Annotated in this window: 1 pseudogene; it reads right to left on the reverse strand. The window is 82.3% G+C overall.

What is annotated here, in order from left to right:
• Window positions 1-49 precede the first annotated feature (49 nt).
• Window positions 50-232: pseudogene (locus ACQG3P_RS24850) on the reverse strand (PilN domain-containing protein); the annotation flags it as partial.

A 232-nucleotide genomic window follows, 5' to 3' on the forward strand; every position in this document is an offset into this window, starting at 1 on the left:
GGAGGCCAGCGCGATCACCGCCCGCAGCCCCGCCCGGGCCAGCCAGCGGTCACGGCGTGGGGGCGGCCTTGCCAGCGGCAAGCTCCGGGGCGGGCGTGGCGGCGGCCGGGGCCCCGGGCAGCGGCTGCAGCGCGGCGGGGAGGGTGAAGCGGTCACGGCCGGCGGCGCCCAGATCGGGCTGCAGCACGCCGGGCAGGGGGAGCGGGCGCGTCAGGGGGGTCTGCTGCAGCGG

The sequence above is a fragment of the Stenotrophomonas sp. SrG genome (genome assembly GCF_050031795.1).
GTDB classification, from domain to species: domain Bacteria; phylum Pseudomonadota; class Gammaproteobacteria; order Xanthomonadales; family Xanthomonadaceae; genus Stenotrophomonas; species Stenotrophomonas rhizophila_A.